Origin of the sequence: Rhizobium hidalgonense, from assembly GCF_005862185.2 — a bacterium.
Classification (GTDB): Bacteria; Pseudomonadota; Alphaproteobacteria; order Rhizobiales; family Rhizobiaceae; genus Rhizobium; species Rhizobium hidalgonense.
On the sequence record NZ_CP054027.1, the window covers coordinates 1,000,198 to 1,025,468 of the forward strand.

A 25,271-nucleotide genomic window follows, 5' to 3' on the forward strand; every position below is an offset into this window, starting at 1 on the left:
CCGTAGTTGATGGCCGTATCGTCAGGAGCCATCGTCACACGCCGCTTGCCGGGATGCCCGTGCGTTCCACCCTGCGCGGAGAGGTAATCTCCTTCCAGGTGGACAGCGCCTTGCTGACGGCCGTCACCGGTTCGCGCCGGACGAATTCACCATGGCCCTCGCGGGTCTTGACCGTGCTTTCCTCGATTGCGACCACACCGCGCGTCAGCGTGTAGCGCGGCAGGCCGGTAACTTCCTTGCCTTCGAAGACGTTGTAGTCGATCGCCGACTGCTGTGCCTTGGACGAGATGATCTTGGAACGCTTCGGATCCCAGACGACGATATCCGCATCGGCGCCGACCAGGATCGCGCCCTTCTTCGGGTAGATGTTGAGAATCTTGGCGATGTTGGTCGAGGTGACCGCGACGAATTCGTTCATCGTCAGCCGGCCGGTATTGACGCCATGCGTCCAGAGCATCGGCATGCGGTCTTCGAGGCCGCCGGTGCCATTCGGGATCTTGGTGAAGTCGCCTACGCCAGAACGTTTCTGCGCCGTCGTGAAGGCGCAATGGTCGGTCGCGACCACCTGCAGCGAGCCGGAGGCAAGGCCGGCCCAGAGGCTATCCTGATGCTGCTTGTTGCGGAAGGGCGGTGACATGACGCGGCGGGCGGCGTGATCCCAGTCTGGGTTGGAATATTCGCTCTCGTCGAGCGTCAGGTGCTGGATCAGCGGCTCGCCATAGACGCGCATGCCCTTGGCGCGGGCGCGGCGGATCGCTTCGTGTGCCTGCTCGCAGGAGGTGTGGACGATATAGACCGGGCAGCCGGCCATGTCGGCGATCATGATGGCGCGGTTGGTGGCCTCGCCCTCCACTTCGGCGGGGCGGGAGTAGGCATGCGCCTCGGGGCCGTTATTTCCCTCAGCCAGCAGCTTTGCCGACATGGAGGCAACGACGTCGCCGTTTTCGGCATGCACCAGCGGCAGCGCGCCGAGTTCGGCGCAGCGCTGGAAGGATGCGAACATCTCGTCGTCATCGACCATCAGCGCGCCCTTGTAAGCCATGAAGTGTTTGAAGGTGTTGATACCCTTGTCGCGGACGATGGTCTCCATCTCCTTGAAGACCTGCTCACTCCACCAGGTAACCGCCATGTGGAAGGAATAGTCGCAATTGGCCCGCGTCGACTTGTTGTCCCACATGGTCAGCGCTTCGAGCAGCGACTGGCCGGGGGCAGGAAGGGCGAAGTCGACGACCATCGTCGTGCCGCCGGAAAGCGCCGCACGCGTGCCGCTCTCGAAATCGTCGGAGGAATAGGTGCCCATGAAGGGCATTTCGAGATGGGTGTGCGGATCGATGCCTCCAGGCATGATGTAACAACCGGAGGCGTCCAGCGTTTCGTCGCCCGAGAGGTTCGGGCCGATCTCGATGATCTTGCCGCCGTCAATCTTGACGTCGGCCTTGTAGGTGAGGTCGGCCGTGACGATGGTGCCGTTCTTGATGACTGTGCTCATTCTCCGAACTCCCTATCGCTGCGCGGTGCCTGCGCGAGCTGGTTATCCAATGACTGGCGGTAGCGGATGCAGCCGCGCATGAATTGAGGCCAATCGGGCACGATTTGACCGCCGATCGGGGCGTCGGGCAGAAGTGCCCAAAGATCGGGGTGATGCCAACAGAGTCCGTGGCCGGACGTGTCCCGATGGCTGCGGATCGCATCACGCATGGCGCGTGCTGCCGACAACAGCTCGGCATGGCTCATGCTGTTCAGATCTGCATCCGGATCAGGGCTCACGGAACGATCTCCGCCGTCTCAACCACCGCATGGAACAGCACATCGGCGCCCGCCGTCGCCCATTCCTTGGAAATGTCTTCTGCCTCGTTGTGGCTGAGGCCGCCGACGCAGGGGCACATGACCATCGTTGCAGGCGCCACCTTGGCGGCCCAGCAGGCGTCGTGGCCGGCGCCGGAGATGAGGTTCATGTGGCTGTAGCCGAGCCGTTCGGCGGCTGAGCGAACCGAGGTGACGAGCTTTTCGTCGAAGGTGACCGGTGCGAAATGGCCGATTGCCTCGACCGAACAGCCGACACCAAGCGCGTCACAGATGCCAGGCGCTGCGGCCTCGATCTTTGCCCGCATGCGATCGAGCTTGGCCTTGTCGGGCGAGCGGATATCGACGGTGAAGACCACTTTGCCCGGCAGGACGTTACGGGAATTCGGCGAGAAGAAGACCTGGCCGACGCCGCCGACGGCGCCCGGCTGTTCGCCCATCGCCACACCCTGAACCATTTCCAGGATGCGCGACATGGCGAGACCCGCATTGACGCGCATGTTCATCGGCGTCGAGCCGGTATGGGCCTCCTTGCCGGTCAGCGTGAATTCCAGCCACCACAGGCCTTGACAGTGGGTGACGACGCCGATCTGCTTGTCTTCGGCTTCGAGGATCGGGCCTTGTTCGATGTGATATTCGAAATAGGCGTGCATCTTGCGAGCGCCGACCTCTTCTTCACCGACCCATCCGATGCGTTTTAATTCGTCGCCGAAGAGATTGCCGTCGGGATCCCTGCGGTTATAGGCGAAGTCCAGGCTGTGCACGCCGGCGAAGACGCCTGAAGCCAGCATGGCAGGGGCAAAACGTGCGCCTTCCTCGTTCGTCCAGTTGGTGACCACAATTGGATGCTTGGTCTTGATGCCGAGGTCGTTCATGGTGCGCACGACTTCAAGCGCCGCAAGCACGCCGAGCACGCCGTCATATTTGCCGCCGGTCGGCTGGGTGTCGAGATGCGAGCCGACGTAGACCGGAAGGGCATCGGGATCGGTTCCGGGGCGAGTGGCGAACATCGTACCCATGCGATCGACACCCATGGTGAGGCCGGCTTCGTCGCACCATATCTTGAAAAGGCTGCGGCCCTCGGCATCCGAATCCGTCAGCGTCTGGCGATTGTTGCCGCCTGCAATGCCGGGGCCGATTTTCGCCATGTCCATGAGACTGTCCCAAAGACGGTCGCCATTGACGCGCATGTTCTCGCCTGGTGCTGCCACCATTCTTCAAACCCTCACCTGTTTGCGGCAGTCATGCAAGGGGCATGCCCGCCTGTTCCCGTGGTCTGTTCCCGCGCCTCTTATTGGTTTTGTCGAGCGCCGGAAAATCGCCAGTTGCCTTTGTTTTTCATCTGGCGGATATTTGACCGATTGGTAAACATTACAACTTCCACCGCCGGGCTCAAGACGAAAATCACGAAAATTGCCGATAAAAATGCGGGCAGTTGCTCAGGAAAACGGCAGGGGTGTCTCTGCTGAAACTTGAGGGAAGAAGTTGAATTTCAAGGGGAAACAATAGCCGATGGCTATTCCGAGAGCAGCGAAGACCCTGAGGCGAACGCGAATCCAGGAGGAGAAGGAAGAGCAAATTCTGGAGGCGGCGCTGGACGTGTTTTCGGCACGCGGTTTTCGCGGCTCGACGATCGATCAGATCGCGGAAGTGGCCGGCATGTCGAAGCCCAATCTGCTCTATTATTTCCGCACAAAGGAAGCCATGCACCGGGCGTTGATCGACCGGGTGCTCTACACTTGGCTGGAGCCGCTGCGCGCCTTCGATGCCGACGGCAATCCGGAAGAGGAAATCCGCAGCTACATCCGGCGCAAGCTGGAGATGGCGCGCGATTTTCCGCGCGAGAGCCGGCTTTTCGCCAACGAGGTGCTGCAAGGCGCGCCGCATATCGAGGACGAGCTGAAGGGGCCGCTGAAGGAACTGGTCGACGAGAAGGCGGAGGTCATCCGCGCCTGGACGAAATCAGGCAAGATCGCCGAGTGCGACCCCTACCATCTTATCTTCTCCATCTGGTCGACGACGCAGCATTACGCGGATTTCGACGTCCAGGTGCGTGCCGTGCTGGGGCAGGAGCATGCCGGCGAGGGGCGTTTCGAGGATGCGGCGCGGTTTCTGGAACAGCTCTTCATCGGCGGGCTGCGGCTGGATCGCTCCGAGAGCTGAGGTCTATTGCCTTTTAGGGAGCGGCACGCGGCCCAGGATGTTCGTCACGCCTTCCATCGTATAAGGCTTCTGCAAGACCGGCGCGTCCGAGTGGCTATTCGCCTGGGCGATGCCTTCCCCATAACCTGTGGCAAAGAGGAAGGGCACGCCCTCGGCTGCGAGCCGGTCGGCAATGCCGAAACTCGTCTCATCGCCAAGGTTGACATCGAGAAGCGCCAGATCGAAGGACTGGCTGGCCAGGGTCTCCATTGTTTCGGCAACACTTGGCGCCGTTGTCACTTTGCCGCCAAGGCGGCGCAGGATGTCCTCTCCATCCATGGCGATGATCAGGTTGTTTTCGACCAGCAGAACGTTCAGGCCGGAGAGCGGCTGGTGATCGTCGGCGATCGTCCTGCGCTCAGTCGCGCCGACCGGAGCTGAATTTGGCGGTTCGCTTGTCGGCTCGACGACATAGCGCGCCGGAATATTGAAATCCGCCTCGAGCCCGTCCCTGACGTAGCGGATCTCCGCCTTGCCGCCGAGATCATAGGGGATGGAGCGCCGGATAATCGTCGAGCCGAAGCCGTGACGTATGGGCTCGACGACGGGCGGGCCATCCTTTTCGCGCCAGCCGATGTGCAGATTGCCTTCGTCATCGCGGTGCCAGCCGAGCTGGACGGTGCCGCTGCCGGCTGCCGAAAGGCTGCCATATTTGGCGCTATTGGTCATCAGCTCGTGGAACACAAGGGCGGCGGTGGAAAAGGCCTGCGGTTCCAGGAGCACGTCTTCGCCGTGCATTTGGATGCGCTGCGCATTTTTCCCGAAATAGGCGGCCGTCTCAGCCAGCAGCAATTGCCGCAGCGAAGCCGGCGCCCAATGATCCCTGGTGATCTGGTCGTGGGCGCGAGCGAGCGACTGGACGCGGCCCTCGATCTGGCGGATGTAGTCGCCAACGCTGACCGACGTCGTCTGCGATTGCCGAATGATGCCGGTGATGAGGCTCAATATGTTGCGGACACGGTGGTTCAGTTCGGCGATCAGCAGTTCCTGGCGCTCGTTGGCGGCCTGGCGCGCCATGCTGGCCTCGTCGGTGAGACGCAAGACCACCTCGATCAGCGTGACCCGGATCGTTTCGGCGACATGGCGCTCAGCCTCAGTAAAGGGCCGGGAGCGGCCGCGCACCAGTTCCGACCAGGCCTCGAAACTCTTGCGCGGCGTTAGCCGGGGACCATTGGGGCCGTATTCCACCGGCTTGTGCGGGTCGCCGCCCCAGCGGACAGTGCGCACCAGTTCCTGGCGGAAAAGCACGACATAATCGCGCGGCGAACGCGAGATCGGGATGGCGAGCATGCCTGCGACGCCGTCGTCGACGGCAAGATCCGGATAGGTGTCGGCGAGCCTGTCGACGGCATAGATGCGGCCGGCGGCATTGCGGTTGAGATGGCGGACAAGGGCCGCGAAGCTTGTCTCATCCGGCCCGATGCCGGCAAGCGCCAGCCGGCCGTTGATCCAGACGCCGATGCCGTCGGCAGGAATGACGTCGGCAAGCGCCTCGATCAGCCAGGCCGGATCGTCGAGCAGGCTGGCATTGTCGGCGACGGATGTGAGAAGCCGGTCGGCGATGCGGCGGGCCTTGGTCTCGTAATCGAGCGCCAGCCGCCGTTCGCGGCTTTCGAGGCGCGAGGCAAACATCTGGCCGAACAGTTCGGCGGTGGAGCGGTTTTGCGCCGAAGGCAGGTGGGGGCCGTAATGATGGCAGGCAAACAGACCCCAGAGCTTGCCGTCGACGACGATCGATATGGAGAGCGAGGCGCCGACGCCCATGTTTTTCAGATATTCGATGTGGATCGGCGAGACCGAACGTAAAACCGACATGGAGAGGTCGAGCGGCTGTCCGTGCTCGTCGAGCTGCGGGAGGACCGGCACGGGCACCGCCTCGATATCGGCGATGATGCGGAACAGGTTGCGCAGATAGAGCGCCCGCGCTTGCACCGGAATGTCGGAGGCCGGATAGTGCAGACCGAGGAACGAGCCAATGCCGCTGCGGGCGGCTTCCGCCACGACCTCGCCGGAACCGCCTTCATCGAAACGATAGACCATCACCCGGTCGAAGCCGGTGAGTGCGCGCGCCTGCCGCGCGCCCTCGCGGAAGAAAGCCTCTATCGTTTCCGTCTGGTCGAGGCGGGACATCATGCCGCGCATGGAGAGCGAGGGGGCGTTGCGCCTGACTTCCTGGCCGGGTTCGCCTTCGAGGATGACCTGATTTTCATTGAAATGCACGGCAAGGTCGAAGCGCGACTGATCGGGCATCAGAGCAATGTCGAAAATGCGTTCGCCGACATCGGGACCGCGCAGCGTGGTCAGCTTGTTGCGGATCGTGTGGAGCGCCTCCGGCGTGATCACGGAGGAAACGGGACGGCCCAGCGCGTCGGGCTGTTCCACCCCGAGAAACTCCGCGAGGTTGGCCGAGGCGCGGGTGACGATCCAGTCCGAAGATATGGCCAGCAGGAAGCCGAAGGGCTGGATCGCTCCGAGCTGGTGGATCGGCTCGCGGTCGCAATTGGTGAGATCGATGGGTTCGCGTGCGCCGCTCATGCGACGGCTTCCAGTTCGAGCTGTCCGGCCTCGAGGAAAAGATCGAAGATGCTGCGGGCTGCCAAGACGGCGGCCTCGGGATCCTTTGGATCGCTGGCGTCGAGGCTCTCCATGAAGGTTCGCATGGCGGCCTTGGGGCCCTGCGGCGTCAGATATCGGCAGGGCAGGTGATCGGGCACGGATCTGGCGAGCATGGCGCCGCCGAGCTTGGAGCCTTCCAGCACATAGGCGGCGCCCCAGATTGCCGCTTCGCCACGCAATGCCGGTGGCGGAAGCAAATCGGGCAATTGATCGCCGAGTTCCCTGATGTCGGCCGATATCAGCTGCGCGCGCCCTCGTTCCGGCCAGTCGGGCAGCAGCCGAGCTATGCCGGCCTCCTCGAGGGCATGTTCGATTGATGGCACGACCCGGGCATGCGCGCGCAGGAACGCCTTGTAATCCTGTGTGCGTGAGAGGTTGAAACTGCCGAAGAGAGCGTCGACCGCGGCGTGGCAATCTGCAGTTTGTGCGCGGAGGGCGCTGCGAAGTGACATGCTGAGCTTGTTCCGAGTGATATGGCTGCCGTCGGGATGACGAACTAGCGGATATACTGCGGCATCGGGTTATTTCCAGAGAAACGCCTGGGAATTACATGCGTTTCTCATCACCTTGCGGCGGCAGCCCGCCAACGGTGACCAGCGCTGGCCGCTCAGCCCATCACCGCCGGCAATCTGGCGGCGAGCGTATCGATCGCAAGCCTCACCTTCGGCAGCATGACGGGGGAGCGCAGCCAGATGGCATGGGCATCGAAGACATTGGCGGGTTCGTGCTTGAGTACCTGAACGAGCCGGCCGGCCAGCACCTCCACGCGCACCAGCCAGCAAGGCAGCCAGGCAAGACCGCGCCCCGCGACGGCCGCATCGGAAATCGAAGCCAGATCGTCGAGCCGCAGTCGCGCCTTGGGCGCTATCCGTCGCCAGGGATCGGCCGACGTGGGAAAGATCCAGCCTCTGTCATAATCGCCCCGCCTGTAGACGATGCCTTCATGCAGCTGAATATCGCAGATCGTTTGCGGGGCGCCATGTCTGTCCAGATAGGTGGGTGACGCGCAGACGGTCATGCGCTGGCGGGCAATCGTCCGAGCCATCAGATCGGGATTGTCCTTCAGCGGGCCGTTGCGAATGGCAAGGTCGAAGCCATCCTCGAGCAGATCGACGATCCGGTCGTTGAAGGAAAGGTCGAGTTCCAGATCGGGATGTTCATCGAGCAGGCTTGCGAGGATCGGCGCGATGCAGTGGCGGCCGAAGAGCACGGGCATGGAGATGCGCAGCCCTCCCCGAACCTCACGCCGGCCGGATTCCAGCATGGCTTCGCCGAGGCGAATTTCCTCGACCGCCCGCAGGCAACGCTCGTAGAAGAAGCGGCCTTCCTCGGTGAGGCTCTGCATGCGTGTCGTACGGTTGAAAAGGCGGACGCCGAGGCGCTGTTCGAGGCGCGCGATGGTCTTGGCGACGGCCGAGCGGGTGAGGTGGAGCCGGTCGGCGGCAGCCGAAAAGCCGCCGGCCTCGACGGCTTCCACGAAGATCGAGATACCCTTCAGCTGCTCCATTTGTTTCCTCCATGGAACCATTCAGGCGAATTAATATCGCAACTGGCGCGAAATATTCAACGATATGTTTTTGCTCCCTGCAATGGACAAGGAGCAAGACAGTGCAGACAACACGGCAATGGCAGATTGACGCGATCGGCCCCGACCGCCGCCTCACGATCGGCGAGCGGACACTCGAACCGCTTTCGGGAAACAAGGTTCTGGTCCGGACAGAAGCCGTCTCCCTCAATTTCCGCGACCGGCTGGTGCTGGAAAGCGGCATGGGGTTGCCGCTGCAATTCCCCTTCGTACCGGCTTCGGATATGGCGGGGATCGTGGAGGCGGTCGGACCTGATGTCACCCGTTTCAGGCCGGGCGACCGCGTCATCTCGACCTTTTCGCCGGACTGGGTCGACGGGCGCGGTCTAGGCGATGCGCGCACCCCGCCTTACAAGACACGCGGCGGCTTTTATCCGGGCGTCCTTTCCCAGTACGCCGTGCTTTCCGAGGAATGGTATGTGCGCGCGCCTGACACGCTGGATGCGGGTGAGGCGAGCACCTTGTCCTGCGCCGGGCTGACGGCCTGGTTCGCGCTGATCGAACGCGGCTGCCTGAAGGCCGGCGACAAGGTGCTGGTGCAAGGCACCGGCGGCGTGGCACTCTTCGGCTTGCAGATCGCCAAGGCGCATGGTGCGGAGGTCTTCATCACCTCGGGCAGCACCGGGAAGCTCGAGCGCGCCGTTGCCCTCGGGGCGGATCATGCGATCAACCGCCATGACGGCGACTGGGTTGAGCAGCTCTATCAGTTGACCGGCGGCTACGGCGCCGATCACGTGCTCGAAATCGTCGGCGGCCCGCATTTCGGTCAGGCACTAAAGGCGGTCGCGGTCAACGGCCGAATTTCCGTCATCGGCGTGCTCGAAGGGTTCGAAGTCTCCGGCCCGGCCGGCCTGCTCCTGCTCAAGGCGCCGGTGGTGCAGGGCATCTCGGTCGGCCATCGCCGAGCGCTTGAGGACCTGGTGCGCGCCGTCGACCAGACCGGGCTGAAGCCGGTAATCGACAAGCGTTATGCTTTCGAGGAATTGCCGCAAGCGCTCGATCATCTCTATCGCGGCCCGTTCGGCAAGGTGGTCGTCGAGTTCTGAAACATACGCTCCCCTCGCACTGCTGAGGGGAGCATTCTGCCAAAGCGTGTCGCATCGAGCGACATGCTTTATTTGGCGGCAACGGCTGCGCTTTCGAAGGCCAAGCCCTCGTCGGCCCAGCCGGTCATGCCACCGATCATCAGCTTGGCCGTGAGGCCGAGCTTGGCCAGGCGGAAGGCGGCCTTGTCGGCGCCGTTGCAGTGGGGACCGGCGCAATAGACGACGAAGAGGGTGTCCTTTGACCATTCCGACATACGGTGCGCGGTCATTTTGCCGTGTGGCAGGTTGATCGCGCCCGGCACGTGGGACTGCGCAAATAGCGCCGGCGTGCGCACGTCGAGGAGTACGAAATCGACCTTGGCGCCAGCAAAGGCGGCATGGACATCCGAGCAGTCGGTTTCGAAGGCGAGCTTGGCGGCATAATGGGCGACGGCGAGATCGGGCGCGGCGGCAGGGATTTCGGAGGCGGGGCTTGGCATCGGTCTTTCCTTTCATGTTGTAATTGCCGTCTGGTATTGCCGATGCTACAGCTTTGCGAAATTGGCCATCGTGACTGACAGCGTAAAGATCATGCCAAATCACTTCCCACAGCAGACGAAGGGACCGTTGGTCGCAGCCCTTGCCTATGACGGGCTCTGCACCTTCGAATTCGGCATCGCCTACGAGGTCTTCGGTCTGTCGCGTCCGGAAATGGGCGAGGACTGGTATCGCTTCTCGGTCTGCGGCATCGAGCCGGGGCCGCTTCGCGCCGCGGGAGGGCTGACGGTCGGGGTCGACAAGGGACTGGAGATCCTTGATGAGGCGGATCTGATCGTCGTACCCGGCTGGCGGGCGATCGATGCGCCGGTGCCCGAGCCGCTCGCCCAAGCGCTGAGAGCAGCGCATCAGCGCGGCGCGCGCATCATGTCGCTCTGTTCCGGTGTCGCGGTTCTGGCCGGGTGCGGACTGCTTGCCAACCGCAGAGCGACGACGCATTGGCGTTACGTCGCCTCGATTGCCGCCCGTTATCCCGATATCGCGCTCGATGCCGGCGTTCTCTATATCGATGAGGGCAGCCTGCTGACGGCGGCCGGCAGTGCCGCCGGCATCGATCTCTGCCTGCATGTGGTGCGGGGCGATTTCGGTTCGGAGGCGGCCAACAGCGTCGCCCGCCGCCTTGTCGTGCCGCCGCACCGCGAAGGCGGACAGGCGCAGTTCATCAGCGCGCCGGTTCCTGAAGAGCGTGAGGGCATCCGCCTCGGGCCGCTGATCGAATGGATGCGCGAAAGCCTTGCCGAGGAGCAACCGATCAGCCGGCTCGCCAAGAGGGCGGGCATGAGCATGCGCACCTTCCAGCGCCGCTTCGAAGCGACGACGGGTCTCAGTGTCGGCGAATGGCTGCTGAAGGAGCGGCTGCGCCATGCCCGCGACCTCCTCGAAAAGGAACTTGCCGTCTCGCTCGAGGACATCGCGGTATCAAGCGGCTTCGGCACTCTGGCAACGATGCGCCACCATTTCCGCCGGCGGCTGGGAACGAGCCCGCATGCCTATCGGAAGTCATTCGGAGGCTGGGGCGCGTCGTGCTTGCATTTATGTCCGACTTCACCTAAAGGGGCGCTCTCTATTGTTCTGGATAAAGGGAGCGCCACGATGACGACTATCTCCGCACGCCCCGAGAGGGTTTCGGCTTAACTCGGCCAATGAGCTGATGAATGCCGGTTGAACATCGCCATATGCAGCGATGAAAGGCCACTCATATCCAGAGTTCATTATCATGGGCAATTCTATCGGGAGCGGGAGCTCCCCGATGACGTCGGCATCAGATCCGGCGGTCATCAACCGTTTCTTTTCCGGTTCCGCCTGGATCGAAGGCGCTGCCTTGGACCAGCTCGACGAGATGTCGCGCCTGCCGGGCGTCCTGGAAATCGCTGCCTTTCCGGATCTGCACCCCGGAAAATATGGTGCGACTGGCGTCGCCCTGCTGTCGTCGCGGCTGCACCCGCTGCTGATCGGCAACGATATCGGCTGCGGAATGTCGCTCTTCGGTCTCGATCTGCCACTGCGCAAGCTGAAGATCGATAAGGCGGCGGAGCGGCTTCGCCGGCTTGAAACGCAGGCAATCGGAGAGGCGCGCGAATGGCTGGCCGAAACCGGACTGCCCGCCGACCTCGCCCCCGATGCCTTGGGCACGATCGGCGGCGGCAACCATTTCTGCGAGCTGCAGGCGGTTGAAGATGTTGCCGAGGGCGGACACGTTGCCGGTCTTGACGATCAGGGTCTTTACCTGCTCGTTCATTCCGGCTCACGCGCCCTTGGCGCCACAGTCTTCTCGCAGAGCCTGGCCGCTCATTCGGGACTTGCCGCCGGCCTCGATCCCGGTTCGGAGGCGGGGGCCGCCTGGCTCGGGAGCCATGATCACTGTGTCGCCTGGGCATCGCTGAACCGGCGGCTGATCGCAGTGCGGGCCGCTGCGGCGCTTCGTGCCGATCTACGCCTCATCGCCGACATACCGCACAATCTCGTTCGTCGCTCAGATCGCGGGTTTGTGCATTATAAGGGCGCTGCGGCCGTCGCACCCGGCGAATTCGCGCCGATTGCGGGATCTCGGGCCAGCCTCAGCCATGTGGTTGTCACCAGTGCCGAGATCGGTCGTTCGCTCGGCGGCATCTCTCATGGGGCCGGACGCAAATATGACCGCGCCACCATGCATGGGCGGGTCGGCCGCAACCGATCCGAACGCGAACAGCTGCTGCGCAATTCCTGGGGCGGGATCGCCATTTGCGACGATCGGGCTCTCGTCGTCGAAGAAGCAGCATCGGCCTACAAGGATGCGGGGCAGGTCGTGAGCGACCTCGAAAAGGCCGGCCTGATCATTGGGCTTGCTAGCTTGCGGCCGCTTGTCACCTTCAAGAAGGCGGTTGATGAGGCGGAGGTGGAACAGCGTCGGCGAAAGCCTGACTATCGCCGAGAAGGAGGGCGCGGCCATGAACGCTATTGATCTTCTCGTGACGTCGGGCAACGGACCGGTGGAGTGCCGTATAGCGCTCACCAAACTTCTCGGCATCCTCGAGCGCGAGGCGATCGAGCTTGGCTGTTCTTTCGAGGCGAACCTCGGTCCGATGCCGGATCGGCACGGTGCGAAGTCGGCGATCATCAGCCTCGATGGTCTCGAGGCGGAGCGGATTGCCAGCGGCTATTGCGGCTCGATCAGGTTCACCTTCAAGAGCCCGGTGCGTCTCGGTCACAAACGGCAGAACTGGTACGTTGGGGTTCAGCGTATCGAGCCCGGCCCGGAGGGTGGCGTGGTGATTGATCCCGCCGACCTGCGTTTCGAGACGCTGAGAGCCGGCGGTCCGGGTGGGCAGCATCAGAATACGACAGACAGCGCGGTACGCATTCTGCATCGGCCAACCGGTCTCATGGTGACGGCGCGTGACGAGCGCTCGCAACACCGCAACAAAGCCCTGGCGCTTCGGCGGCTTGAAGCGATGCTGCATCAAATCGAGGTTGAAAAGCAGGAGGTGGCCAAATCCGGACGCTTCATCGCCAATCGGACCATCGAGCGGGGCAACGAGGTCAAGGCTTTTAAACTGTGATCCGGCTGTGGGTCCGACCACAACAATAAACGGCGCCCTTCGACAAAGGGCGCCGTCACGTTCAATCACGGTCTCTAAAAGTAGTGATCCCGCTCTATGCCGTCATAACGGCCGGATTGCAGGCAGCAGTTCTTGAAACCGCCTCCTGGAACCGCAGGGGCAGGGATCGTTGCGGCCGAGTTTTTCGATCAGTTCGACACCGCCATGAACGATCTGCGAACCGGTTTTGACCCGGGCTTCGGACGGGAAGGATTTACGTCGTTTCGACGTGACCTCAAAAACTGAAGTCGGTGAGGTGTTTGCGAGCCATGGCTGCCTCCTCTTCGTGATACGCTGCGATCGTGCAACATGGTCGGCATAAATCCATTGCCGGTTCAGCGCAACGCCGCGGATCGATCTTCTCCGCGGCGTTGCAGACCGATCACTCCGCTGCCTGGCGGGCCATCGGGTTGTTCGGATGCGTCGTCCAGTTGGCGTAGTTCGGGTCGACGGTGCGGCCGGTGCGCTTGTCGAGGGTGCCGGCGGCAAGCGGCTCCATGGTGATGCAGTTCTCGACGGGGCAGACGTTGACGCAGAGATTGCAGCCGACGCATTCCTCTTCGATTACCTCGAAATGGCGCAGGCCGTTGACGACGTTGGTGATGGCCTGATGCGAGGTGTCCTCGCAGGCGATGTGGCAGCGGCCGCATTTGATGCAGGCGTCCTGATCGATCTTCGCCTTGGCGATATAGTTGAGGTTCAGATACTGCCAGTCGGTGACGTTGGGCACGGCGCGGCCGGTGATGTCGTCGAGGCTGCGATGGCCCTTTTCGTCCATCCAGTCGGAGAGGCCGGTGATCATCTCCTGCACGATTTTGAAGCCATAGGTCATCGCTGCGGTGCAGACCTGGACGTTGCCGGCGCCGAGAACGAGGAATTCGGCGGCGTCGCGCCAGGTGGTGATGCCGCCGATGCCGGAGATCGGCAGACCGTAGGTTTCGGGGTCACGGGCGATCTCGGCCACCATGTTGAGGGCGATCGGCTTGACCGCCGGGCCGCAATAGCCGCCATGGCTGCCCTTGCCGCCGACCGTCGGATTGGGGGCGAAATTGTCGAGATCGACGGACACGATCGAATTGATCGTGTTGATCAGCGAGACGGCATCGGTGCCGCCGGCCTTGGCGGCGCGGGCCGGCCGGCGAACGTCGGTGATATTCGGCGTCAGCTTGGTGATGACGGGCATGCGGGTATATTGCTTGCACCAGCGCACGACCATCTCGATATATTCCGGCACCTGCCCGACGGCGGAGCCCATGCCGCGCTCAGACATGCCGTGCGGACAGCCGAAATTGAGTTCGATGCCGTCGGCGTTGGTCTCTTCGACTAGAGGCAGGATCGACTTCCAGGCCTGCTCCTCGCAGGGCACCATGATCGAGGCGATCAGCGCCCGATCCGGCCAGTTCATCTTTACCTGCTTCATTTCCCGGAGGTTGGTGTAGAGGTCCCGATCAGTGATGAGTTCGATGTTGTTCAGGCCAAGCAGGCGGCGGTCGGCGCCAAAGATCGCGCCGTAGCGCGGGCCGTTGACGTTGACGACAGGCGGGCCTTCCTCGCCCAGCGTCTTCCAGACCACGCCGCCCCAGCCGGCCTTGAAGGCGCGCTCAACGTTGTAAGCCTTGTCGGTCGGCGGCGCCGATGCCAGCCAGAACGGGTTCGGAGATTTGATGCCGACGAAATTATTGCGGAGATCAGCCATTGTTCTCTCTCCCCTTCAGGCAACCGCGACAGCCGGAGCGGCTGCTGCGGTGAGGGTGCGATGGATGGATTCGGCCGCGTCGCGACCGTGGGCGACGGCGGAAACCGTGAGATCGTCGCCGCCGAAGACGCAGTCACCGCCGGCCCAGACGCCGTCGAGCGAGGTGTGGCCTTCGACATCGACGGCGATACGTCCGGATTCCATGCGCAGCAAACCGAGGCCCGCAGCGTCAAAGCTCTGGCCGATCGCCTTGAAGATCTGGTCGGCGGCGATCACGCCGGTTTCGCCGGTGCCGATGAGGCGGCTTTCGACAAGCTTGGTATATTCCACTTCGATCGCGGCGACCTTGCCGTCCTGCGACAGGATCGACTTCGGCGCCAGCCAGTGGCGGATGATGACGCCCTTGGAGCTTGCCAGATCCTGCTCATATTCGGAGGCATTCATGTGTTCCTTGCCGCGGCGGTAACAGATCGTCACCTCCTCGGCGCCGAGCAGCTTTGCCTGGACGGCAGCGTCGATCGCCGTCATGCCGCCACCGAGGACGACGACACGGCGGCCGATGGCGATATCGCCCTTGTCTTCGGCCTGGCGCAGTGCCGCGATGAAATCGACGGCGTCGTCGACGCCGGGGAGGTTCTCCCCGTCGATGCGCAGAGCATTGACGCCGGCAAGACCGATACCGAGAAAGACGGCGTCATACTGCGCCTGCAGATCGGCAAGCGAAAAATCTCGGCCGAGAAGAGCGCCGTGGCGAACCTCGATGCCGCCGATTGAGAGGATGTAATCGACTTCCTGCTGGGCGAAATCGTCGACCGTCTTATAGGTGGCGATGCCGTATTCGTTGAGGCCGCCGGATTTTTCCCGGGCGTCATAAATGGTGACGGAATGGCCCTTCACGGCCAGGCGATGGGCGGCGGCAAGACCGGCCGGTCCTGCGCCGACGACGGCGATGGTCTTTCCGGTCGGCTCGGCCCTGGCGTAGAACTGCCTGCCGGCCTGCATGGCGGCATCGGTCGCATAACGCTGCAGGCGGCCGATCTCGACGGGGCGTTCTTCGGCGGTGTTGCGCACGCAGGCCTGCTCGCAGAGCTCTTCGGTGGGACAGACGCGGGCGCACATGCCGCCGAGGATGTTCTGGTCGAAGATCGTCTTTGCCGAGCCAAGCGCATTGCCGGTCGAAATCTGGCGGATGAACAGCGGGATGTCGATAGAGGTGGGACAGGCCGTCATGCACGGCGCGTCGTAGCAGAAATAACAGCGGTCGGCGGCGACCAGCGCCTCATGATTGTCGAGGCGCGGATGCAGATCGGAAAAATTAGCCTCATAGTCGGCAGGCGAAAGCCGGCCGGCATGAATCCCAGTTTCCAGTCGTTCCATTGAAGTTCCCTCATTATTGGTAAACGGCCTGTGAGGAAAAAGGTAACTCAGGTTTAAAAATTTATCAAACGGTAAAATTTTGACGGACCGACCTTGGATGCCATCGGGTAAGTAACTGTTTTGTCGCCATAAATTCTACAGGCGCCTGCCGGCGAAATGATTGGGCGAGCGGCGGGAGGAGGGCATCCGAAAAAAGATTGAAAAAAGTCGAATTTTTTTTGTTTGGCGGGGAACCAATGTTCGATGTCGTCGTTATTGCGATATCCGGATGGTGATCGCATCGACCCAACATGCGCGCCCCCAACCCACTATCCGGACGTACTCACGGTCCCCTCCCGGTGAGTGAAGACAGCCGGTGCGCCGCCCTCGCACCGGCTGTTTTTCCGTTCGCCAATCCCGTTTCACGCGCAGTTCCCGTTTTCACGCACGCTTGAAGATCTCGAATTCGGTTTCCGGAATGGTCAGACGATATTCAATGCGGCCGGGAACGAGGTTCAGCTCCGCCCTGCCGTTGACCGATGAGGGCACGACACGCTCGAGCACGGTGCGGCCGAAGCTGTTGTCGCTGAATTCGTGGACTTCCGTCTGGTTCTGTAGAACCTCTGCCCATGTGACTTCGATCGCCTGCCTGTCGCCGATCATGGCGTCGCGGCAATTCAACGTGATCGAGGAGGCGCCACCGGAGATAGCGCCATAGGAGGCCGAGTTGACGATGAGTTCGTGGAGGGCGAGTCCCAGATGCACGGCGGCATTCGGCGTCAGATGGGCGTTGATGCCGTAGATCGGCATGGAACCGGCCGTTTCCGGCCAGTAGGGAGCGAATTGCTTTTCGGCAAGTTCGAACAGATAGGCGCCGCGCCAACTCGAATCCGTGATCAGATCCTGCGAGTTGGAAAGCGATTGCAGCCGTCCGCGGAATTTAAGCAGGAAACTGTCGAGGGAGAGTGTGTTGCGCGCCGTCTGCGTGGCGATCCCCTGGATGATGGCGAGAAGGTTCTTGGAGCGGTGCGAGAGTTCGCGCAACAGCGATTTCAGCACTTTTTCCCGATGCCGGCTTTCGGTGACTTCCGCCATCACCGACAGAAGTCCATGGGTGCCGCGTTTGCCGGTGCGCTGGATCTTCAGTTCATAGGTGCGCATTTCGCCGTCGACGTCGATCTCGACCTCGGCATTGTTGGGGATTCCGCTTTCCAGCACCTTTTGTTTCAGCGCCGTCAGGTACCGGCCGTGCGTGTCGCCGAACAGGACGGCATCGCCGCCGCCCGGCGTGAAGAGCGCTGCGAAATGCGGCGGCAGATTTTCGGCATAGAAGATCGACAGCCGGGCGTCCTGGCAGAGGATTGAAATCCCGGCGCTGCCGAGCGCGCGTTCCATCATTGCGGCTTTGCCTTCGAAGGTAAAAGGCATGCCGGACAATGGTTCAGTCGTATTCACTCGGCCGCCTTTCCTTGTGACATCTTGAACCTCGCTGAAGGGAGCGCCCTCGAGGCCCCGCCTGTCAACTCTAGAACAAAGCGCTGCAAAAACCGTTAAAGCCACCGGAGCGTCCCGGTTAGCACCGGAACGTCTGTTTTAGCGATTTGGTTCCGAAGGCCGGAAAATTGCGTCTCAGGCGGCCACTCTGGTCGATTCGTTGAAGAAAAGAGCTTGGCTGATCAATGCCTTGACCATGTCTGGGTTGAAGGGCTTGGTGACAAGAAATGTTGGTTCTGGGCGCTCGCCGGTCAAAAGCCTTTCCGGGAAAGCGGTAATGAAGATCACCGGCACGCTCGACGTCTTGAGAATGTCGTTGACGGCGTCGATGCCGGAGCTGCCGTCGGCCAGCTGGATGTCGGCCAGCACCATGCTCGGCTTGGTCTTGTTGTAGAGCGCCACGGCCTCGGCATGGGTGCGGGCAATGCCGGTAACGCGATGGCCGAGGCTTTCGACCATTTGCTCGATATCCATGGCGATTAGCGGTTCGTCCTCGATGATCATGATATCGGTCGCAACCTGACGGGAAATCTCCTGCGAGGCCATGTCGAGCAGACGCATGACATCCTGTTCTTCGAGTTCCAGGATTTCGCCGATCTCGGCGACGCGAAAATTCTCTACGGAGGCAAGCAGGAAGGCCTGTCTGGCGCCCGGCGAAACCTTCGAAAGGTTCAGGGTGGCTCGCTGTTCCCAGGCATAGGGTGAAGTCGGCTCCGGAATCTGGACGGCGGTGGAACCAAACAATTGTGTAAACAGTTTGTAGAGTGCCACCCGGTCATTCGCCGTATCCGGGAAAATGGTGAGATCGGCGATGATAGCTTCGAGAACGGCGGCGACATAAGCGTCGCCCGAAGTCTGAGTGCCGGTAAGGGCGCGGGAATAGCGGCGCAGATAAGGAAGGTGCGGCGCAATTCGAGTGGAAAGTGTCATTAAGGGCTCCCGTATGCAGGCCGGTCATTGGTCCAATGAGCGGTTAACGTCGCCTTGCTAAAAAAGTTCCGGAACGGCAGGAACTTTTTTTGTCGCGCCGCATTATTCAAGCCGACGAAGAAAGGGCGTAGCGTTTTGACCCATGCAGTAAAAAATCCCGGCGACAGCGACAGGCGAAGGGTCGGTGTCGATGGTTGAAATCATGATCAGCCCCATGCACGCCCCAACAGACAACCGGCGAGAAGACGAATTGATGACGACACGCAAGAAAGAAGCAGCCGATCAGCGCAAGCTGGAGCTGCGGGCAAGCGACATCCTGGACCCGAACAATCAAATCGGCGTCCGGTTGCGGTCGCTCTATGCCTCCGCGCAGGAGGAGGCGATCCCGGACCGGTTTCTCGACCTTCTCGAAAAGCTCGACCATGCCGAAATGATGGCTTCTGCCAAGATGGCCGAATAGGATCGTCCGCATGGAAGATAAAGCGCAACCCAGCTTCAAGCGGGAATTGCTGGCGGCCCTCCCAAGTCTCCGCGCCTTTGCAATTTCGCTCATCGGGCGGCACGATCGTGCCGACGATCTCGTCCAGGACACCATCATGAAGGCCTGGGCCAAACAGGATCATTTCGAGATGGGCACCAATATGAAGGCCTGGCTCTTCACGATCCTGCGTAATGAACTGTATAGCCAGATGCGCAAGAGCGGCCGCGAAATCCAGGACAGCGACGGGCTGTTCACAGAATCGATGGCGATGCACCCCTCGCAATACGGCGCGCTGGATCTGCAGGACTTCAAGAAGGCGCTCGACCAGTTGCCGCCGGATCAGCGCGAGGCGATCATCCTCGTCGGCGCCTCGGGTTTTTCCTACGAGGAAGCCGCCGAAATCTGCGGCTGCGCGGTCGGCACCATCAAGAGCCGCGTCAACCGCGCCCGCCAGCGCCTGCAGGAGTTGCTGCAGATATCAGGCGAGGCCGATTTCGGCCCGGATGCAACGTCCGCGCCGCTGACCTCGAAGGCGTTTGCGTTCTGAGAAAGTTATAATTGCGAGGAAGGCCGGTTGCCCTTGGGGCGCCGGCCTCTCGGTCTTTGCCGCGGGGAAGGACCAGAATCCGCGGATGCGTTGCCATTCGGGGACTCACCTCTCATTTCTGTGCCTGTCACAGGAATCCAGTGCGCCTAAGTCCTTGGGCGCGAGAGACTACTTTGAAGGACGTATGGAGTTACGCACGGCGCGGACGCGCCGTGCTGGATTCCTGTGACAGGCACAGAAATGAGGAGGAGAGGTGGGTGCTCCGTATCAGGGAGCGATCTGCACCCCTAGTCTTCCTCCCGCTTCGACCCCACCAGATTGGCCGCGACGATGGCCGCCAGCACGCCGGCGGTCAGGAGCGGCTGGGCGCGGATGAGGCCGAGGCCGACAGTTGCCATAGATTCCATCGCCGCACGGCGCTCGCGGGCGCGACGCTTTTCCCGGGCATTCATGACCGCCATTACCACCAGCGCGATGATGGCGATCAATAGCGCGCAGACGGCGAGGAAGAGAACGGCGCCGAACGCGCCGTAGATGCGAGCGAGCCAGATGGCGCCTGCTGTGACAGCCAGCGCGTAGGCGGTGAGGAGAAAAAGCGCTGCGAGCGCGATGAAGATGCTATTGCGCTTGGCGCGTGCAACGGTTCGGTGCACGCTTGCGCCCGTTACGAGGCTGAGGATCGAGAGCATCGCGCTTCCTCAGCGGCGGGCGAGGAAGGCGATGGCCAGGCCGAAGACGGCTGCAGCGCCGATGGTTGCCAGCGGATGTTTGCGCACGGTCTCGCGCATTTCCGTCGTGCCGAGTTCATAGCCGCGCTGCAATTCGCGTAGCAGATCCTCGCTGCGGCCGAGCAGTTCTTCATATCCGACGCCGGCCTGGCTGCGAATTTTTTCGCCCTGGTGGCGCGAACTCTTGCCGACGAGTCGGGTCAGTTCCGCGAGCTCGTCGCGCAGCGCCTCGATCTGCTCCTCGATGCCGGATTCTAAATTGTGGAAAGTACCGTTGCGGCGGCTGCGGCTGGACTGGAAAATCGAATAGCTCATGGCTGTCTCCATTGGCTGGGGCGCGCGCAAGCCCGCCTAATTCGCACCTGGGTCACCATCGTCCGTTGCATGAATTATATCGCCCGGCATTGACCCAGATCACTGCCGAAAAACGTGCCGGACGATCAAAAGTTCCGCCGGCGGTGGTCAGGCCTGGGAAACGGCGCTGTGGGCGAGCACAAAGGGCGTGCCGTCGGCCGGCACCTGGTTGATCCTGAGCGCGCAGCCGAACACCGACAGCATCGTTTCGTCCGTAAGCACGTCACCAATACTGCCGGCGGCGGCGAGGCGGCCGGATTTCATCAGCACGATGCGGTCGGCAAAAAGCGCCGTCAGGTTGAGATCATGCATGACGGCGATGACGCCGCCGCCGCGTTGGCAGAAATTACGGGCAAGCGTCATGATGGTCAGTTGGTGGCTGATGTCGAGGCTCGAGACCGGCTCGTCAAGCAGCAGCCAGCAGGGCTTGCCGTCGACCACGGGCGCGGCGATCTGGCAGAGCACGCGGGCAAGCTGCACCCGCTGCTGTTCGCCGCCGGAGAGCTCCTGATAAAAACGGCCTTCGAAGCCGGTGAGGTCGACCGAGGCAAGGGCTGCTGCCGCCGTCTGCTCGGCCTTGTCGGGATTGAGGTTGAGGCCCGATGTCAGGCCCATGCGGACGATCTCGCGCACGGTGAAGGGAAAGGAGATGGTGCTTGCCTGCGGCAGCACGCCGCGGATGGCGGCAAGCTGCCAGGGTTTCAGCCCTCGCACCTCATCGCCGCCGATGCGCACCGAGCCCTCATAGCCGAGTTCGCCGGAGATGGCCTTCATCGTCGTCGTCTTGCCGGAGCCGTTCGGCCCGGCGATCGCCGTCAGCTCGCCTGATTTTGCCGTGAAGGCGACGTCGTTGATGATGGCCTTGCCGGAAAGGCGCACCGAGACGCCGGAAACTTCGATCATCTGATTACCATTTGCAACGTCGCTCACAGGGCAAGGCGCGAACGCTGCTTCAGCAGGATCCACAGAAAGAACGGCCCGCCGACCGCCGCGGTGATAATGCCGATCGGCAGTTCGGCCGGGGCAACCAGGGTGCGGGCGAGCACGTCCGCAAAGATCAGCAGCGAGCCGCCGAGCAGCGCTGCGGCCGGCAGCAGGAAACGATGGTCCGGGCCGACCGCCATGCGCAGGATATGCGGCACGACGATGCCGACGAAACCAATGCCACCGCTGACGGCGACGGAGGCGCCGGTTGCCGCTGCGACACCGATGATCGCGATATTCTTCAGGCGCTGCACCGGCACGCCCATATGAAAGGCGGCGGCCTCGCCGAGCGTGACGGCATTGAGGCCGCGGGCCATGAAGGGCAGGGCGATGAAGGACAACAGGATGATCGGGGCGGCGGCGGCGATCTTCGTCCATGTGGCGCCGGCCAGTGAACCCATGCTCCAGAAGGTCAGGTCGCGCAGCTGCTGGTCGTTGGCCATGTAGATCAGCAGGCCGGTGAGCGCCAGCGCGAGCGCGCCGAGCGCGATGCCGGCAAGCAGCATCGTCGCCACCGAGGTCTGGCCATGACGGGTGGCGATCCTGTAGAGCAGCAGCGTCGTGATGAGGCCGCCGCTAAAGGCGGCCGCCGGCAGGGCGTAGATGCCCAGAAGTGCCTGAAGCGGAGCCGCAAGGCCGCCGCCGAGCACGATTATGGTGACTGCACCGAGGCTTGCGCCGGAGGAGACGCCGACGAGGCCGGGATCGGCGAGCGGGTTGCGGAACAGGCCCTGCATCACTGTGCCGGAGACGGCCAGCGAGGCGCCGATCAGGAAGCCGAGGATCGCGCGGGGCAGGCGGATATCGAAGATGATGATCCGGTCACGCGTGCTGAGCGCTGCCTCGGAGCCCGCCATATTGGCGATGACGTCGAGGATCGAGGCATCCGAGGCGCCCGTCGTCACCGAAAACAGCATCGCGAAGATCGAGCCGGCGGCGAGCAAGGCGATCGCCAGCAAGGCGAGCCGGGTTCTGTCGCCTGCCTGCCGGCTTGCGCGGATCTCTGCCATCGGGAAGTGTCGCCCTCGTTCCATGGCTTGCGACAGGGCCATGATCAGCCCCCGTAGATCGCCGTGTTGAGTTCACGCGCGGCGGCGGCCGTGCGTGGACCGAAGCCGAGCAGGTAAACGCCGTCCATGCGGATGATCGCTTTCTTCTCTCCGGCCGGCGTCAGTGCGATTGCTGGCTGCGCCAGCAGGTCCTCGTTCTTGGTGCCCGCGCCATCGCCGCGGTTCATCATCAGGATGATGTCGGGCTTGGCTTCGATGATCGCCTCGTCCGTCAGCGGCTTGTAGCCCGGGAAGACGCCGACGGCGTTGACGGCGCCGGCGAGCTTAACGATGCCATCGGCCGCCGTGCCGGTGCCCGATGCCATGATCCGGCCGTTCTGGGCGCTGAGGATGAAGAGAACGCGCTTGCGCTCGGCCTCCGGACGCTTTTCGGCATCGGCAATCGCCGCGTCGAGATCGGCCGCGACCTTTTCTTCAAGCGCCTTCGCCTTGTCGGGCACGCCGAGCAGCGCGCCGACTCGGTCGATCTTGGCGACGATCCCGTCGCGGGTAAAGGTGTTCGGCACGGTCTCGAAGGGCACGCTGGCATTCTTCAGCACGGTCAGCGCCTCCGGCGGCCCGGAACCTTCGACAGCGATGATCGCGGTCGGGTTCATGGCCAGGATGCCTTCCGGCGAAAGCGCGCGCATGTAACCGACATTGGGCAGCTTCAGCGCCGCCTCCGGATAGAGGCTCGTCGTGTCGCGGGCGATCAGCCGATTTTCCTCGCCGAGCGCATAGATGATCTCGGTGATGTCACCGCCGACCGAAACCAGGCGCGACGTGTCGAGCTTCTTTTCCTCGCCCTGTGCGGCACGGACGAAGGCGAAGCCTTTGACTGCCGGCGCCGCGGGGATCAGCGGCAGTGCCATGACGGCCGCCGTCAGGGCTAGCTGCCAGGGGCGGCGCAGATTGTTACGCATCGTCATCGCACTGATCCTTATGCTGCCACGCTTGCTGCGCGCGGCAGGTTTTCCATGATCTCGCGCCATTCGGCGCGCTCGTCGGAGCCTTCCTGCCGCTTGCCGAAGAACTGGATGATCATCTCGCCATCGGCATTGTAAGCCTCCAGCGAGGTGACATGGCCGTCCTTGGTCGGCTTGCGCACGGCCCAGGTCTCGGCGATGTGATCCTGGCGCAGATGCAGGTGGAAGGTCGGGTCCATGATGTTGATCCACGGGCCCATCGCTTGCACGTTGAAGATCGGGCCGGAATGGATCTGGACGATGCCGTCATTGGCGACGAAGCACATGATCGGCAGGCCTGACTTCACCGAGGCGTGCATCATCTCAGCCGTCGCGGTGTCGTCGAGCTTCCAGGCATAATCGTCGCCGACGTTGCGGATGGCCGCCTGACGGCCGATCTTCAGCCGCTTCAGCATGCCGAAGAACTCGTGGGTATCGTTGAGCTTGCTCCAATTGTCGCGCAGCTCGTCGCGGCTGACATCGGCGGCTTCGTCGACGGCATTCGAGACCCTGGCCTCGACCAAGTCCTGCGACTGGTCTTCGAGTTTCAGCTCGGCGACGATCGCGTGATAGGCTTCCACATTCGAATTCGGGCGCAGGTGCACCTTGTGCACGGCAGTGCCGGCCTTGTCGAAATATTGCAGGCTGAGGCGCACCTGATCGCCATCCTGCTTTGAGACGGCAAAACCATGTTCCCAGCGGCTCGGGAAGATGCGCAGGTCGATATTCTCGCCGAGAACGATTGCGGCCTGTGCGCCTGATTTGATGTTTTCGAAGATGCCGATCTTTTCATGCACGGCACTTTCATTGCGCGACAGCGCCATCACTTCGCCGAGGCCGGCCACGCGTTCGAGAAGTTTTGTCGCGCTGCCGTCGATGCGGGTCACGCTGATGCCGGTTTCGGCGGCAACGAGGGCCGCCTCCGAGATCTTCAGCTGGGCGGCGATCTCGCGCTCGCGCATCTTCGGATTTTCGGCGCGAAACGCACGGATTTCGGCTGGCGTCGCTCTTGTCTGCTCGGTCATGTCTTACCCTACTTATTGAGAATGAGCTTGCCCTGACGGGTGATCTTCAGGCGATAGAGCAAGCCGTCATGTCTGATCATGATCTCGTTCGTGCCGCGGAAAAGATCCGCGCTTTCGACGGTCCGGTGCTGCGCCGCAGGCTCGCTCTGCAGCGGCGCGTGCTTAAAGTTATCTGGCTTTTCAACCATCATTTCGGTTTGGCAATTCCGTGGGGCCGGGGATCAGGGGTCCCCGGTTGTGATGACAATTATCTTGACTTTCTTACTCATAGTTTTTTAAAGACGCAATAGGAGACTAATAAAGTCAAGTTTTTGAGATTGCCGATTTGAGGCCGCATCGAGGCGGTTCGCGACAATGGCGGAGAAGATGATGACGGTGAGGTTTGCGGCTGTTGCGGCCGGCATAGTGATGGCAGTTTCAAGCGTAGCCCAAGCGCAGGATGCGGCAAGCGCGAAGCTGGATGTTGAACTCAATGCGCTGGCGCCATCGCAAAAGGGCTGCATGATGACCTTCGTTGCCGAAAACGATCTTCAGGCGCCGATCAACAAGATCTCCTTCGAGCTTGCCTTTTTCAATGACAAGAACGCCGTCGACCGCATCACCGTGCTCGATTTCCGCGACCTGCCGCAGGGCAAGAAGCGCGTGCGCCAGTTCGATATGCCGAATGTCAAATGTGAGAGCGTGACTCGCATCCTCATCAACGACACGCCGGTCTGCGACGGGCCGGCTGCCGGCGAATGCATGAAGGGTCTCGTTACCCGCTCGCAGATATCCGTTCCTTTCGAGGGCTAAGATA

27 protein-coding genes are annotated in these 25,271 nt (G+C 62.3%); 8 read left to right on the forward strand and 19 right to left on the reverse strand.

Annotated elements, in window-relative coordinates; translation table 11 throughout:
- Positions 1-34: 34 nt before the first annotated feature.
- Genes hydA through FFM81_RS04655 form a run of 3 tightly spaced genes read right to left on the reverse strand, consistent with a single transcriptional unit; the run spans position 35 to position 3,017 of the window.
- Positions 35-1,489, reverse strand: a complete 1,455-nt coding sequence (hydA, locus tag FFM81_RS04645) for a dihydropyrimidinase (protein WP_003565957.1) — start codon at positions 1,487-1,489, stop codon at positions 35-37.
- Positions 1,486-1,767 carry a hypothetical protein gene (locus tag FFM81_RS04650; RefSeq protein WP_003565955.1) on the reverse strand — a complete coding sequence of 94 codons (282 nt, stop codon included), beginning with the start codon at positions 1,765-1,767 and terminating at the stop codon, positions 1,486-1,488. Before FFM81_RS04650 ends, hydA begins: the two co-directional genes overlap by 4 nt.
- Positions 1,764-3,017: a Zn-dependent hydrolase gene (locus tag FFM81_RS04655; protein ID WP_003565953.1), complete on the reverse strand. Its 1,254-nt coding sequence runs from the start codon at positions 3,015-3,017 to the stop codon at positions 1,764-1,766. The genes FFM81_RS04650 and FFM81_RS04655 overlap by 4 nt, the downstream gene beginning before the upstream one ends.
- A gap of 298 nt (positions 3,018-3,315) precedes the next feature.
- Between FFM81_RS04655 and FFM81_RS04660 the strand changes: the two genes are divergently transcribed.
- Complete coding sequence (locus FFM81_RS04660; protein ID WP_003565950.1) at positions 3,316-3,966, forward strand: TetR family transcriptional regulator C-terminal domain-containing protein; 651 nt, start codon at positions 3,316-3,318, stop codon at positions 3,964-3,966.
- Between the two features lie 3 nt (positions 3,967-3,969).
- Here the strand turns inward: FFM81_RS04660 and FFM81_RS04665 are convergent, their stop codons facing one another.
- The 3 genes from FFM81_RS04665 to FFM81_RS04675 form a co-directional block, all read right to left on the reverse strand.
- Positions 3,970-6,540, reverse strand: a complete 2,571-nt coding sequence (locus FFM81_RS04665; protein WP_003565948.1) for an HWE histidine kinase domain-containing protein — start codon at positions 6,538-6,540, stop codon at positions 3,970-3,972.
- Positions 6,537-7,073, reverse strand: a complete 537-nt coding sequence (locus FFM81_RS04670; RefSeq protein ID WP_003565946.1) for a biliverdin-producing heme oxygenase — start codon at positions 7,071-7,073, stop codon at positions 6,537-6,539. The genes FFM81_RS04665 and FFM81_RS04670 overlap by 4 nt, the downstream gene beginning before the upstream one ends.
- 155 nt (positions 7,074-7,228) lie before the next feature.
- Positions 7,229-8,128: a LysR family transcriptional regulator gene (locus tag FFM81_RS04675; RefSeq protein WP_138384914.1), complete on the reverse strand. Its 900-nt coding sequence runs from the start codon at positions 8,126-8,128 to the stop codon at positions 7,229-7,231.
- A 101-nt stretch (positions 8,129-8,229) separates the two neighbouring features.
- On the opposite strand from FFM81_RS04675, the gene FFM81_RS04680 reads away from it, so the two are divergent.
- Positions 8,230-9,252 carry a zinc-dependent alcohol dehydrogenase family protein gene (locus tag FFM81_RS04680; RefSeq protein WP_138384915.1) on the forward strand — a complete coding sequence of 341 codons (1,023 nt, stop codon included), beginning with the start codon at positions 8,230-8,232 and terminating at the stop codon, positions 9,250-9,252.
- Positions 9,253-9,320: 68 nt separating this feature from the next.
- Here FFM81_RS04680 and FFM81_RS04685 read toward each other — a convergent pair whose 3' ends face one another.
- Positions 9,321-9,731, reverse strand: a complete 411-nt coding sequence (locus FFM81_RS04685) for a rhodanese-like domain-containing protein (RefSeq protein ID WP_003565940.1) — start codon at positions 9,729-9,731, stop codon at positions 9,321-9,323.
- Positions 9,732-9,801: 70 nt separating this feature from the next.
- Here FFM81_RS04685 and ftrA point away from each other — a divergent pair, with 70 nt between their 5' ends.
- The 3 genes from ftrA (at position 9,802) to prfH (ending at position 12,827) form a co-directional block, all read left to right on the forward strand.
- Positions 9,802-10,923 (forward strand): transcriptional regulator FtrA, encoded by a 1,122-nt coding sequence (gene ftrA, locus FFM81_RS04690; RefSeq protein WP_003565938.1) that lies wholly within the window; start codon positions 9,802-9,804, stop codon positions 10,921-10,923.
- Between the two features lie 115 nt (positions 10,924-11,038).
- The gene (locus FFM81_RS04695) at positions 11,039-12,229 is read left to right on the forward strand and encodes an RNA ligase RtcB family protein (protein ID WP_003565936.1); all 1,191 of its coding nucleotides are present in this window, start codon (positions 11,039-11,041) and stop codon (positions 12,227-12,229) included.
- The gene (gene prfH / locus FFM81_RS04700; protein ID WP_003565934.1) at positions 12,216-12,827 is read left to right on the forward strand and encodes a peptide chain release factor H; all 612 of its coding nucleotides are present in this window, start codon (positions 12,216-12,218) and stop codon (positions 12,825-12,827) included. Before FFM81_RS04695 ends, prfH begins: the two co-directional genes overlap by 14 nt.
- Before the next feature lie 102 nt (positions 12,828-12,929).
- Here the strand turns inward: prfH and FFM81_RS32620 are convergent, their stop codons facing one another.
- The 5 genes from FFM81_RS32620 to FFM81_RS04725 all read right to left on the reverse strand — a co-directional run bounded on the left by FFM81_RS32620 (position 12,930) and on the right by FFM81_RS04725 (position 18,342).
- The gene (locus tag FFM81_RS32620) at positions 12,930-13,355 is read right to left on the reverse strand and encodes an SEC-C metal-binding domain-containing protein (RefSeq protein ID WP_245271519.1); all 426 of its coding nucleotides are present in this window, start codon (positions 13,353-13,355) and stop codon (positions 12,930-12,932) included.
- Positions 13,249-14,562, reverse strand: coding sequence for an NAD-dependent dihydropyrimidine dehydrogenase subunit PreA (gene preA, locus FFM81_RS04710; protein WP_003565932.1), 1,314 nt, complete (start codon positions 14,560-14,562; stop codon positions 13,249-13,251). Before preA ends, FFM81_RS32620 begins: the two co-directional genes overlap by 107 nt.
- Positions 14,563-14,577: 15 nt before the next feature.
- The gene (locus tag FFM81_RS04715) at positions 14,578-15,939 is read right to left on the reverse strand and encodes an NAD(P)-dependent oxidoreductase (RefSeq protein WP_025416875.1); all 1,362 of its coding nucleotides are present in this window, start codon (positions 15,937-15,939) and stop codon (positions 14,578-14,580) included.
- A gap of 420 nt (positions 15,940-16,359) precedes the next feature.
- Positions 16,360-17,355 carry a sensor histidine kinase gene (locus FFM81_RS04720; protein ID WP_025416874.1) on the reverse strand — a complete coding sequence of 332 codons (996 nt, stop codon included), beginning with the start codon at positions 17,353-17,355 and terminating at the stop codon, positions 16,360-16,362.
- A gap of 192 nt (positions 17,356-17,547) precedes the next feature.
- The gene (locus FFM81_RS04725) at positions 17,548-18,342 is read right to left on the reverse strand and encodes a response regulator (RefSeq protein ID WP_003565927.1); all 795 of its coding nucleotides are present in this window, start codon (positions 18,340-18,342) and stop codon (positions 17,548-17,550) included.
- Between the two features lie 253 nt (positions 18,343-18,595).
- On the opposite strand from FFM81_RS04725, the gene FFM81_RS04730 reads away from it, so the two are divergent.
- Together FFM81_RS04730 and FFM81_RS04735 are read left to right on the forward strand one after the other, a co-directional pair.
- Positions 18,596-18,802: a NepR family anti-sigma factor gene (locus FFM81_RS04730; protein ID WP_007630755.1), complete on the forward strand. Its 207-nt coding sequence runs from the start codon at positions 18,596-18,598 to the stop codon at positions 18,800-18,802.
- Between the two features lie 10 nt (positions 18,803-18,812).
- Entirely contained in the window at positions 18,813-19,370 is a 558-nt protein-coding gene (locus FFM81_RS04735; RefSeq protein WP_003565924.1) for an RNA polymerase sigma factor, read from the forward strand.
- Positions 19,371-19,657: 287 nt separating this feature from the next.
- Here the strand turns inward: FFM81_RS04735 and FFM81_RS04740 are convergent, their stop codons facing one another.
- From FFM81_RS04740 to hemP, 7 genes are all read right to left on the reverse strand, one after another.
- Positions 19,658-20,059, reverse strand: a complete 402-nt coding sequence (locus FFM81_RS04740; protein WP_003565922.1) for a hypothetical protein — start codon at positions 20,057-20,059, stop codon at positions 19,658-19,660.
- A gap of 9 nt (positions 20,060-20,068) precedes the next feature.
- Complete coding sequence (locus FFM81_RS04745) at positions 20,069-20,413, reverse strand: ElaB/YgaM/YqjD family protein (protein WP_003565920.1); 345 nt, start codon at positions 20,411-20,413, stop codon at positions 20,069-20,071.
- Positions 20,414-20,560: 147 nt separating this feature from the next.
- Positions 20,561-21,355: a heme ABC transporter ATP-binding protein gene (locus tag FFM81_RS04750; protein WP_025416872.1), complete on the reverse strand. Its 795-nt coding sequence runs from the start codon at positions 21,353-21,355 to the stop codon at positions 20,561-20,563.
- Between the two features lie 23 nt (positions 21,356-21,378).
- On the reverse strand, positions 21,379-22,488 hold the full coding sequence (locus FFM81_RS04755; protein WP_003565917.1) for a FecCD family ABC transporter permease: 1,110 nt from the start codon (positions 22,486-22,488) through the stop codon (positions 21,379-21,381).
- Positions 22,489-22,490: 2 nt separating this feature from the next.
- On the reverse strand, positions 22,491-23,414 hold the full coding sequence (locus FFM81_RS04760; RefSeq protein ID WP_003565915.1) for a heme/hemin ABC transporter substrate-binding protein: 924 nt from the start codon (positions 23,412-23,414) through the stop codon (positions 22,491-22,493).
- Positions 23,415-23,425: 11 nt separating this feature from the next.
- Positions 23,426-24,475 (reverse strand): hemin-degrading factor, encoded by a 1,050-nt coding sequence (locus FFM81_RS04765; RefSeq protein WP_003565913.1) that lies wholly within the window; start codon positions 24,473-24,475, stop codon positions 23,426-23,428.
- 8 nt (positions 24,476-24,483) lie between these two features.
- Positions 24,484-24,666, reverse strand: coding sequence for a hemin uptake protein HemP (hemP, locus tag FFM81_RS04770; protein ID WP_003565911.1), 183 nt, complete (start codon positions 24,664-24,666; stop codon positions 24,484-24,486).
- A gap of 178 nt (positions 24,667-24,844) precedes the next feature.
- On the opposite strand from hemP, the gene FFM81_RS04775 reads away from it, so the two are divergent.
- A complete protein-coding gene (locus FFM81_RS04775) occupies positions 24,845-25,267 on the forward strand; it encodes a hypothetical protein (RefSeq protein WP_003565909.1) in 423 nt (140 codons plus the stop codon).
- Positions 25,268-25,271: the final 4 nt, after the last annotated feature.

Excerpts from the sequence above, each read along its gene's own strand:
- hydA (WP_003565957.1), bottom strand. The coding sequence starts at position 1,489 with ATGAGCACAGTCATCAAGAACGGCACCATCGTCACGGCCGACCTCACC.
- FFM81_RS04655 (WP_003565953.1), bottom strand. The coding sequence starts at position 3,017 with ATGGTGGCAGCACCAGGCGAGAACATGCGCGTCAATGGCGACCGTCTT.
- FFM81_RS04660 (WP_003565950.1), top strand. The coding sequence starts at position 3,316 with ATGGCTATTCCGAGAGCAGCGAAGACCCTGAGGCGAACGCGAATCCAG.
- FFM81_RS04665 (WP_003565948.1), bottom strand. The coding sequence starts at position 6,540 with ATGAGCGGCGCACGCGAACCCATCGATCTCACCAATTGCGACCGCGAG.
- FFM81_RS04670 (WP_003565946.1), bottom strand. The coding sequence starts at position 7,073 with ATGTCACTTCGCAGCGCCCTCCGCGCACAAACTGCAGATTGCCACGCC.
- FFM81_RS04675 (WP_138384914.1), bottom strand. The coding sequence starts at position 8,128 with ATGGAGCAGCTGAAGGGTATCTCGATCTTCGTGGAAGCCGTCGAGGCC.
- FFM81_RS04685 (WP_003565940.1), bottom strand. The coding sequence starts at position 9,731 with ATGCCAAGCCCCGCCTCCGAAATCCCTGCCGCCGCGCCCGATCTCGCC.
- FFM81_RS04695 (WP_003565936.1), top strand. The coding sequence starts at position 11,039 with ATGACGTCGGCATCAGATCCGGCGGTCATCAACCGTTTCTTTTCCGGT.
- prfH (WP_003565934.1), top strand. The coding sequence starts at position 12,216 with ATGAACGCTATTGATCTTCTCGTGACGTCGGGCAACGGACCGGTGGAG.
- preA (WP_003565932.1), bottom strand. The coding sequence starts at position 14,562 with ATGGCTGATCTCCGCAATAATTTCGTCGGCATCAAATCTCCGAACCCG.
- FFM81_RS04715 (WP_025416875.1), bottom strand. The coding sequence starts at position 15,939 with ATGGAACGACTGGAAACTGGGATTCATGCCGGCCGGCTTTCGCCTGCC.
- FFM81_RS04725 (WP_003565927.1), bottom strand. The coding sequence starts at position 18,342 with ATGACACTTTCCACTCGAATTGCGCCGCACCTTCCTTATCTGCGCCGC.
- FFM81_RS04730 (WP_007630755.1), top strand. The coding sequence starts at position 18,596 with ATGACGACACGCAAGAAAGAAGCAGCCGATCAGCGCAAGCTGGAGCTG.
- FFM81_RS04735 (WP_003565924.1), top strand. The coding sequence starts at position 18,813 with ATGGAAGATAAAGCGCAACCCAGCTTCAAGCGGGAATTGCTGGCGGCC.
- FFM81_RS04740 (WP_003565922.1), bottom strand. The coding sequence starts at position 20,059 with ATGCTCTCGATCCTCAGCCTCGTAACGGGCGCAAGCGTGCACCGAACC.
- FFM81_RS04745 (WP_003565920.1), bottom strand. The coding sequence starts at position 20,413 with ATGAGCTATTCGATTTTCCAGTCCAGCCGCAGCCGCCGCAACGGTACT.
- FFM81_RS04750 (WP_025416872.1), bottom strand. The coding sequence starts at position 21,355 with ATGATCGAAGTTTCCGGCGTCTCGGTGCGCCTTTCCGGCAAGGCCATC.
- FFM81_RS04755 (WP_003565917.1), bottom strand. The coding sequence starts at position 22,488 with ATGGCCCTGTCGCAAGCCATGGAACGAGGGCGACACTTCCCGATGGCA.
- FFM81_RS04760 (WP_003565915.1), bottom strand. The coding sequence starts at position 23,414 with ATGACGATGCGTAACAATCTGCGCCGCCCCTGGCAGCTAGCCCTGACG.
- FFM81_RS04765 (WP_003565913.1), bottom strand. The coding sequence starts at position 24,475 with ATGACCGAGCAGACAAGAGCGACGCCAGCCGAAATCCGTGCGTTTCGC.
- hemP (WP_003565911.1), bottom strand. The coding sequence starts at position 24,666 with ATGATGGTTGAAAAGCCAGATAACTTTAAGCACGCGCCGCTGCAGAGC.
- FFM81_RS04775 (WP_003565909.1), top strand. The coding sequence starts at position 24,845 with ATGACGGTGAGGTTTGCGGCTGTTGCGGCCGGCATAGTGATGGCAGTT.